The 9,175-nt window shown below is 69.3% G+C and carries 5 protein-coding genes and 2 pseudogenes; 1 reads left to right on the top strand and 6 read right to left on the bottom strand.

The window, feature by feature from the left end; genetic code table 11:
* Both ACFYX3_RS41780 and ACFYX3_RS41775 read right to left on the bottom strand, forming a co-directional pair.
* Positions 1-401: helix-turn-helix domain-containing protein (locus ACFYX3_RS41780; RefSeq protein ID WP_389025354.1), on the bottom strand; the 401-nt coding region annotated here is incomplete at its 3' end.
* Between the two features lie 698 nt (positions 402-1,099).
* Positions 1,100-2,251 carry a Dyp-type peroxidase gene (locus ACFYX3_RS41775; protein WP_389025350.1) on the bottom strand — a complete coding sequence of 384 codons (1,152 nt, stop codon included), beginning with the start codon at positions 2,249-2,251 and terminating at the stop codon, positions 1,100-1,102.
* Positions 2,252-2,341: 90 nt separating this feature from the next.
* Here ACFYX3_RS41775 and ACFYX3_RS41770 point away from each other — a divergent pair, with 90 nt between their 5' ends.
* On the top strand, positions 2,342-3,691 hold the full coding sequence (locus ACFYX3_RS41770) for a nitrous oxide reductase family maturation protein NosD (protein WP_389025352.1): 1,350 nt from the start codon (positions 2,342-2,344) through the stop codon (positions 3,689-3,691).
* A gap of 51 nt (positions 3,692-3,742) precedes the next feature.
* Here the strand turns inward: ACFYX3_RS41770 and ACFYX3_RS41765 are convergent, their stop codons facing one another.
* From ACFYX3_RS41765 to ACFYX3_RS41750, 4 genes and pseudogenes are all read right to left on the bottom strand, one after another.
* Positions 3,743-4,459 (bottom strand): hypothetical protein, encoded by a 717-nt coding sequence (locus ACFYX3_RS41765; protein ID WP_389025348.1) that lies wholly within the window; start codon positions 4,457-4,459, stop codon positions 3,743-3,745.
* A gap of 200 nt (positions 4,460-4,659) precedes the next feature.
* The gene (locus ACFYX3_RS41760; protein ID WP_389025346.1) at positions 4,660-7,173 is read right to left on the bottom strand and encodes an SdrD B-like domain-containing protein; all 2,514 of its coding nucleotides are present in this window, start codon (positions 7,171-7,173) and stop codon (positions 4,660-4,662) included.
* Between the two features lie 698 nt (positions 7,174-7,871).
* Positions 7,872-9,062, bottom strand: a pseudogene (locus tag ACFYX3_RS41755) (IS701 family transposase).
* A gap of 31 nt (positions 9,063-9,093) precedes the next feature.
* Positions 9,094-9,175, bottom strand: a pseudogene (locus ACFYX3_RS41750) (IS5/IS1182 family transposase); the annotation flags it as partial.

Raw genomic sequence — 9,175 nt, 5'->3', positions numbered from 1 at the left:
CTGTGCAACCGCCTGAAAGCCATACCCGGCGTCTCTGGGCCTCTGGACCTTACGACGGCCCGTCCAACCCACCAACAACGTAGGACCGCCTGAGGTATTTGCCCACGCCGGGCTCGGTGAACCGGACTCCCTACAGCTTGAAGATCAGTTGACCTGTCAGCCCCCCGCGTCCACAACTGATCAGAAAGCCCCAGTTCACGGGGGATGTGATCGAGGACCGTCTGCCGAATGGCAGCCTGCTCGGCCTCGGACAGCACCTGGTGCTCGCCTGCGCGGCGGCCTCGCGGCCGGGACAGCAGCGCGCCCCGGCCACCCGCCTGCCACCTCGCCCACCAGTTGTCCACGGCCCTGACCGACGCCCTGAACAAGGCCGCGACCTCCGCCCTGTCCCGGCCCTCCATCAGCGCGGACACCGCCAGCAGCCGCACAGCCTCCTGCGCGTCCGGCGACCACGTCCGCGTATCCCCCACCAGATCGCTCGCCCACAGCCAACGAGCCTGATCCTACTGATCTTTTCGTAGGTTCAGTGGGTTTGGTGGGCTCATGCGTGGGAGGCTGTTGGGGTGGCTTACCGACCTTCGTCCTCTGCGGCCGGCCGCCGGCCCAAGCTGGACGACCTCCAGGTCGAGGCGGTCCGGGCCGCGCTGGAACAAGACGCCCAGGCCCATGGCTTCGAGGCCGAGAAGGCCGGGCCTGGCGTGGCTTGCACCATCACGTCACCCTCGTCACCGCCGCCCAGGCCTTCCTCGCCCTGCGGCGGCTCGACCCCAAAGCCCACACGCCGGCCTGACCCTCTATCAGGTCCTCGAAACTCCAGGACCTGCTGAGGTGCTGGACCGGCACGTGCATGACCTGCGGCCGAGACCTGGCAGTACAGACGGGCAATCGTTGCAAGAACGGCTGGACCTTGGCGGAGGAGGCCGGTCGCGCAGGCCCGGACCGTATCCACCGGATGCTGAACCGGATCGAATGGGACGCCGACGAGGTCCTTTTCTCAAGCGGGTGTCGCAGGTTCGAATCCTGCCGGGGCGCAGGAGCGGGCGCGTACTCATCTTGGTACGCGCCCTTGGCATCGACGGCTGACGTCTGCGGGGCGTGATCAGCCGAACAGCTGGGAACCGAGCGGGTGCTGACGGTCGAAACCAGGGAGGATCAGGAAGGTCGCGCTGGCGGTCGTGGTGGTGAATCGCAGCAGCGCGTCGGAGGTGTCCATGTGGGTGAGGGTGGCGGTGAAGGTCCGCAGGTCGTTCTGGAAGCTGATGAAGAGCAGGCCGGGGGCGGGATCATCGGTGCTGTAGGAACGGCGGAGCATGAGGCCGGTGCCGACCACGACGGGGTTCGCTCTGCGCACGTGGGCGTCCGCGGGGACGAGATAGCGTCCGTCCGGTGTCTTGGCACCGAGGTCCGGGCCCGACGCGACGGGGCCGCCCGACAGGGGGACGCCGCTGACCCGACGCCGTCCGAAGACCGCCTCCTGCTCGGGCACGGACAGGGCCGCGAACCGCGACAGGTCGAGTTCCATGTGCCGCAGTACGGCAAGGGTGCCGCCGGCGACCGCGGGAGGGCCGGCCAGCCACAGGTCGCGTTGTTGCTCGGCGCTCGTGTGCGGGCCCACGATGCCGTCGATGAAACCGAGTGGGTTGCGGGGCGCGGTCAGACCGTCGCCGACGGGCACGTTCGCACCACGGCGCGCGGACTGCCGCCAGCGTTCGTGGACGCGGTCTCCGGCCTGGGCCAGGAGCGCGGCGGCGACGACCGGGAGGAGCAGCGCGTCACCGGCACAGATCTGGATCAGCAGGTCACCGCCCCGAGCCCGCGGCGCGATCCGCTCGCGGGAGAACCGGGGCAGGTCCACCGCGCCGGGCAGCGAGGCACCGGCCATGCGGACCAGCCGGGGGCCCACGCCGACGGTCACGGTGAGGTCGCCCGGCGGCAGGCCGAGCAGCCGTGGGTCGGTCCCCGCGACGAGTGCGCGGACGGCCTGGCCGAGTTCGGCCAGTAATGGACCGGGAGCCACGTCGGTGCCAAGGTCGGCCACCAGCGCCAGGAGGTTCGGCTGGGCCGGTTGCGGGAGGGTGATGCCCGCCTGATGGCGGCCGATCGGCGACACCTGTGCGCCTGACGCGGGGGAAGGGGGCCGGCTCGGCCGAGCCGCGGGCGATTCACACCCCGCGGTGAGCCCAGTGGTCGCCACGGCCCCGGCAACACCGATGAACGCGCGGCGTGACGGACGGGAGTCGGCTCGGTGCATGGAGTGCAGAGTGCCACACCGGAATCGCGCGTGTTGGTCAACCTGCCGTTTTCGAAGTGGAATTGGGTGGTGTCATGCCAGAATGGGATCATGCCTCGATTAGCTCTTCGCGTGCTGGCGACGGTACTGGGCACGCTGACGCTTGTGGCCGGCTGCAGCAACGGCGGCGGCGACAACGGATCGGGCAAAGGCCGGCGACCGAGCGGTGCACAGGTGACGATCCGGGTTCCCGGCGATGCCCCAACGATCTCGGCTGCGGTGTCGTTGGCGCACCCCGGTGACCTGGTGCTGGTCGCTCCGGGCGTGTACCACGAGTCGGTGAAGGTCTCCACGCCTCGCGTCACTCTTCGTGGTGAGTCCAGGGACAAGGTCGTCATCGACGGACGGTTGCAGCAGCCGAACGGTGTCGTCGTCGCGGCTCCCGGGGTGGCCGTGGAGAACCTGACCGTGCAGAACAACACGCAGAACGGCGTGCTGGTCACCGGTTCGGCGAAGGCGGCGGCGGCCGGGCTGCCGGGGCGAAGCGGCGGCTACGACACCGGTGACGAGCCCGTCACCTTCCTGAAGTCGTTCCTGGTCTCGCACGTGACCGCGACCCGCAACGGGCTGTACGGCGTCTACGCGTTCTCCGCGCAGAACGGTGTCATCGAGCACTCCTACGCGTCAGGCGGGGCAGACTCGGGGATCTACGTGGGACAGTGCAAACCCTGCCGCATCGTGGTGCGGGACAACATCGCCGAACTCAACGCGGTCGGTTACGAAGGCACCAACGCCGGCGGGGACATGTACGTGGTCGGCAACCGCCTGGCCGGCAATCGGGTCGGCCTGACCACCGGCTCCGACCACCAGGAGAAACTGCTCCCGCAGCAGGGCGCCGTCATCGCGGGCAATCTGATCGCCGCCAACCAGCAGCGGGCCACCCCGCAGCAGGCCGACGGCGGGTGGGGCATCGGCATCGGCGTCGACGGCGGCAGCGACAACCGGTTCGTCCGCAACCGCATCGCCGACAACAGCAACGCGGGGCTGGTGATCACCGCGACCGCCGACATCCCCGCGGTCGGCAACCAGATCACGGACAACACGTTCACCGGCAACAGCGTCGACGTCGGCTGGACGTTCCCCACCGCAGCACGGGGACGGGGCAACTGCCTGCGCGGCAACGGTCTGCGGACCACAGTGCCCGCCGGGCTCGCGACCACGGCGTCCTGCCCATTGCCGTCCACGACGCTCTCGCCGGCCGGCCAGTGGGCGATGCCGACGGCCCCCGGCGGCATCCCGTTCACCGAGGTGGCGGCGCCTGCTCCACAGCCGCAGTTCCCCCACGCCCTCACCACGGGCGCCACCGCCGTGCCGGCCGTGCCGGACCTGCCGGACCTGGCGGGCGTCCCGCTGCCGTCGGCGTCCCTGCTCGCCGCGGGTGCGCGGGTGCAGACGTCCTGAGCGCCTCCGCGCCCTGAGCGTCTCACCCGCCCCGAGAGCCCCGAGCTGTGGCTACCTCTTCGGGGTGACTCCGGGTACCGGCGTGATCGGCAGGAACTTCTGGGTGTCGAATTCGATGTCCACCGGCTGGGGCGCGGAACCGACGCTGACGCGGACCCGGTACATCGTGCCGTCCGATCCCACCCAGTAGCGCACGTTGCCCGCCGTATCGGAGCGGTCAGGGGAGGACGGCCCGGTCATGACGTCCACCCGATGCCCGTCCACCTGGTCTCGTCCCCACCAGGCGGCGCCGTTCTGCGGCAGCAGTTCGGCGTTGTCCGGCCGGTCGTTGCCGAGACCGAGCGCGATGGTCAGCGAACTGTCCAGCGAGCTGCCGGAGGACTGCAGCGGACGGCGGTACCAGCCCGTGCGGGGCGGCGAGGCGGGTGCGTGCGCCGGGGCGTTCGCCATCGGGTGGACGAACACCGAGTCGGCCGTCCACTCGATCAGCCCTTCGCTGGACGTGTCGCGCCCGGTGCCGTGGACCACGCCGTAACCGACCTTGCCCCGGTAGTCGACGGACCCGGTGACGATCAGCCCACCGGCGGTGCCCGGCACGGTGATCGTCACCGCGCGGCCGCGCGCCTCGTAGTTGCGGAACCGCGTGATCGCCAGCCGGTTCGCCTCGTCCGAGGTCAGTGCGCGCGGACCGCTGGGTTCGGAGCCGCCGCCGGTGACCAGGAACGCGGCGCCCACCGCGACGGCTGCTGTGGCGATACCGACGGCCACCCGGCGTGGCCGCGACCATCGGCGCCAGCCGGTCACACGGCCCGGCAGTGCTTGCTGGGATCTCCCGCTCCGCACGCGGCTCGACGTGGACACTCTTCTTCCCCACCCTCTCGGTTCACCCGCACCATTCGGCCGCAGACTGCCCGACCGCGCCATCCGGATCGCGGTCGGGCAGATCAGATCACTGTGGTTCGGTTCGTTCAGTGTTTCCGGGCACGGCGTTTCCGGCTCATGAACGTGATGAGCAGGCCCGCGCCCAGCAGCAGGCCGACGAGGCCGATCAACTGCGCCACCCCGGACGAACCGGTGTGCGCCAGCGAACCCGAGTCCCCACCGTCCGGGCCCGGCTTGTTGGGGGGCGGCGTGTGGTGCGAAGGCGGCGTGTGCGAAGGCGGCGTCGAGGTGGACGGTGAGCTCGGCGTCGGGGTCGGCTTCGGCTTCCCCTTCGGGATGTAGACCCCGGCATCGATCGTGTGATTGACGCCGCCCGGCTTGTCCGGTGCCGTGACGGGCGCGTAGCCGTTGCACAACCGTCCGGCGGTCGGCGGCGTCACGTTGGAGTCGTGCGCCCGGTCGGTGCCGGCTCGCGGGAGCGTGAACCGCAGCTTGTCTGCCGTGGGTCGCCTCGGCACCCCGCTGGTGTCCGCGGTGCACACGTCGAACTGCACCGTGTATTTCGCACCGGGGATGAGCTGGTACGCGGCGCCGACACCACCGAAGTAGTACTCGCCGGCGTCATCGGTCCTGGTCGTGGCGACCTGCTTGCCGTCCGCGTCCAGCAGGTTGATTGTCGCCCCGGGCAGCAGTGGTTCCGCCGGATCCTGGATCCCGTTGTGATCGCCGTCGAACCAGACGAGGTTGCCGATCTGGATCGGGGCGTTCGCCGCCGCGTACGCGATGTCGCCGAGCCCGCCGGCCTTGCCGAACCCGTTCTGTTCCTGGCCGACGAACTGGTACGCGTTGGTGTTCGGGGCGTTGCCCGGGCCCTCGCCGGTCGTGATGTGGTGGTAACCGGTGCCGGCCGTCTCGATGTTGACGGTCGGGTCGAACTCCGTGCTGACGACCCAGTCCTGCTGCGGGATGTAGGCCACGGAGCCCAGCGCGTTCTCCTGGTGCGGGCCCTGGAAGAAGTCGCCGGGGAAGTACTCGACGACATCGGCGTCCTGGCCGCCGTTGTTGGCGGGGGTGGCGTGGTTGGGGCAGTTTCCGGTGCCTTCCCACGCGTATCCACCGGTGGGAACGGCGCAGGCCATGGTGATGTCGCCACCGGACATGCCGAGTTCCGGCGTGTTGTTCCCCGGGCGGGGGTCAAGTCCCTTGGCGCTGAGCACGTCCATGAACCGGTCGCGGAAGCCCAGGATCATCGAGCCGTCGCGGCCGAAGGCGAGGGAGGCGAGCTCCGGCTGCGGATCGATGAAGGCGTTGCCCGCCTTCCGCTCGTCCCACGTGGCCAGGGTGGTGTTCCACGGGTTCCAGTGAGTGGCCTGGGGAGCGGCGCCCGCACCGGTGAAGACGGTGCCGCGCTTGTCGGTGAGCGTGTGAGTCAGCACCGTGGTGAACCGCTTGCCGTCGTAGGCGTAGACGACGGCCTTCAGGTCCGTGCGCTGCTGCGTGCTCTCCGCGCTGCACACACCGCCGACGTACAGCGTGTTGTCGTGGACGTCGAGGCCGAACGGCCGCCAGTCACCGGGGCTCGCGCACCCCGGGTCCGGGATCGGCGTCGTCGCCTCGGGAGCCGGGGCGGTGGCCCCTGTCGCGTCGAAGCTCACCAGGCTGCGGGTCAGCAGGTTCACCGCGTACAGCGTGGAGCCGTCCTCCGACAGGGCCAGGCCGCCGATGCTCTCCTTGCCCGGCGCGTCGGTGAATCCCGGATCCTTGTTCATGTCGGCGGTGCCGTGCGGCGTCAGCGCGGCACCCGGCACCTGCGCGAACAGCTCCGGTGCGCCGGAGCCGCTGACCGGCACCGTGTAGATCGCGCCGGGGCCCTTCGGCCCGTACGGGGCGAACCGGCGGGCGAACGCACTCTGGAACAGCCGGGTGCGGTACCTGTCGTAGGCCAGCCCGAACGTCGTGCCCACCTGAGCCTGTGTGGCCAGCGTGTCCGGACACGACACACCGGTGGGACAGGTGCCCCGGGTCTGCGTCCCGAACGCCACCAGTGCCCGTGTGTCCGTTCCGGTGGCCCCGTTCTGGACCGGCACGAAATACCGTGAGTCCGGCAGTGCGTAGTCGGCCGGGTTCCACACGCCCGTCACCACCGAGGCGTTCTTTCCGCCCGAGACGTCCACGAACGACGTGAAGCTGTCGAAGTGGTTCTCCGCCGTCGACGCGGGTGCCGCCCGCAGATAGCCGTTGTACGGCGCCGGGATGCTGACGTCGACGCGGTACCGGCCGCCGCTCAGCGCCGTCGACCGCGACACCACCATCTTTCCAGTGGTGTCCGTGACGCCGGTGACACCGTGCCCGGCGGGGTCGGAGATCTTCACCTTCATGCCGCGCTGCGGCACGTCCATCGTCGTGTTGATCACGCCGGTGCCGAAGAAGTCGCGCAGCACCTCGACCGTCAGCGTGCCGTCCTCGGCCGAAGCGGCGGCTTGTCCGGCCGTCGCTCCCAGGGCGCCACCTGCCAGCAATAAAACAGATAAACCTACGCGCGTCAGTGGCCCCGCAATCCTCGGGACCGCTCGGCGCGAGTCTCTGTCGACTCGGTTCATGGCATCACTCTCCACACACGGAAAAGAAAAGGCCCCGTCGCTGCCGCATGGACCTCTTCATGATGATTGCTTGAGGAAGTTGTGGGCGAGCCGTAAAGGCCGCAGGTCAGGAAATGCGTACACACGTCCAGCACCTCGGGCGGAACTGCCCTGCGTGTTCATGTTCCGCAGTTCAATCGCGGCACCCTCCACCGTCGACCTCACCGACCGCCGTCGCGAGCAGCGCGCGATATTCTATGCGCCGAAGTTTCGCCGTCACCAGCAGAATCCTGAAATCCACCGGAATCCGCGATATTCCCCGAGCACCTGGAGAATGGCGACCGAAAAGATATACGAATTCAACGTGATGGCCGAATCTGGCCCCCCTGGCCGCGCAATGAGCGTTTTCCAACCTCGCCTCGGTACTGGCCATGGGCACGTGGACAGTCGGCTGCGCCAGTCGGTGACAGGCCGCTGGCCAGCGGATCCACGGCCGGCCACCATGTCCCGAACTCGCGACCGAATGTAGCCGGCCGTGCTGACAGGTAGCTTGGGAAAAGGCTCAATACCTCAGGTCCGAGAGTCTTGCCGGGGTCATCGCCTTGCCCTCCCGGGCTTACGTTGGAGCGGACTCCAGTGCCTAATACTCCAGCCGTAGATCTTGATCTTCACGGCCGGGCGATGGCCTGCCTGCGGTAATGACACTGGCGTGAACGGGCTTAATGCCGGCGTCGCCAGTGGGACCAGCGCAGAAGGTGGGCGAGGCCGTGGACTGGGCGGATCAGTGCTGCGAACAGGTGCTGGATCTCGTTTCCGGCCATGGGGATCAGGCCGTCGGGGGCGGGCCGGTCGCGACGTTCGGCGGCCGCAGTGACGGCGAGGAAGGCGTGGGCGAGCATCGCCAGGGTGACCCACCGGTGCCAGGAGGTCCACCGACGGACCTGGTGCTCGTCCAGACCGGTCAGGCCCTTGCTGGCCTGGAACGTCTCTTCGACCGTCCAACGCCGCCCGGCGACCTGCACCAGCTCGGACATCGGCACCGGACGAGGTGAGAAGCAGCGGTAGAAGGCGAGTTCGCCGGTGTGGCGATTGCAGCGGACCAGCAGGCACCACTGGCCGAACCGACCGGCCGAACCGTGAACCTCGATCTGTGCCCAGTCGTAGTACCGCTCGCCCTTCGCACCCGCTCCAGCCGACAGTCGCTGCCAGGCCCGCTTCGAGATCCACGCGGCCAATGTCTTGGCCTGGAACTTCCCGGCGTGCGTGATGACGGGGTGGGTGCTGGAGAGGGCCAGGACGTAGCCGGTCCGGCGGTGTTCCAGGGCGTCCGCAAGTGCGGGTTGTCGCCGTAGACCTCGTCTCCCGCGACCCACCGGGCCGGTGTTCCCGCGTCCAGGGCCCGCTCGACCATGCGGGCCGCGAGCTGGGGCTTGGTGGCAAAGGCCAGGCCGTCGGGGATGCCCGCACTCCGGCAGCGGTCCGGATTCTCCGTCCATGAGCGCGGCACGTACAGGGCCCGGTCGATAGCGGCGTGTCACGGCCGGCGGAGTACACGAGATAGACGGCGACCTGGCGTTCTCGATGCGGCCAGCCGTGCCGGTGTACTGGCGCTGGACGCCGACGGTTGCCGTGCCCTTCTTCAGGTCGCCCGTCTCGTCGACCACGAGCACGGCCTCCGTGTCGTGCAGGTGCTCGACCACGTAGGCGCGTAGGTCGTCTCAGATCGCGTCGGCGTCCCATTCCGCACGGTGGAGCAGGTGCTGCATGCCGTCTGGAGTGGTGTCGCCAACGTGCTCGGCCAGGGTCCAGCAGTTCTTGCGCGGCAGGTCCGACAGCAGCCCGGAGACCAACCGCCGCACCCGGCGGCGGGGTTCAACTCGGGCGAACCGGCCAGCGATCCGACTCGTCAGGCCCTCGAATGCTTCCTGCCAGTGAGGATTTTCAGCGTTGACGCTCCAGAGTGAGGACGGCGGCGGCGATGGCCGTCATGCGGTTGGGGCTGCAGCGGGCTTTGCGGAAGATG

The sequence above is a fragment of the Streptomyces sp. NPDC002463 genome (assembly GCF_042889835.1).
GTDB classification, from domain to species: Bacteria; Actinomycetota; Actinomycetes; order Streptomycetales; family Streptomycetaceae; genus Streptomyces; species Streptomyces nymphaeiformis.
This window is presented reverse-complemented; position numbering and strand designations above follow the sequence as displayed.

Bases quoted from the DNA above. Each gene is read 5' to 3' on its own strand.
- ACFYX3_RS41775 (WP_389025350.1), bottom strand. From the start codon at position 2,251: ATGCACCGAGCCGACTCCCGTCCGTCACGCCGCGCGTTCATCGGTGTT.
- ACFYX3_RS41770 (WP_389025352.1), top strand. From the start codon at position 2,342: ATGCCTCGATTAGCTCTTCGCGTGCTGGCGACGGTACTGGGCACGCTG.
- ACFYX3_RS41760 (WP_389025346.1), bottom strand. From the start codon at position 7,173: ATGAACCGAGTCGACAGAGACTCGCGCCGAGCGGTCCCGAGGATTGCG.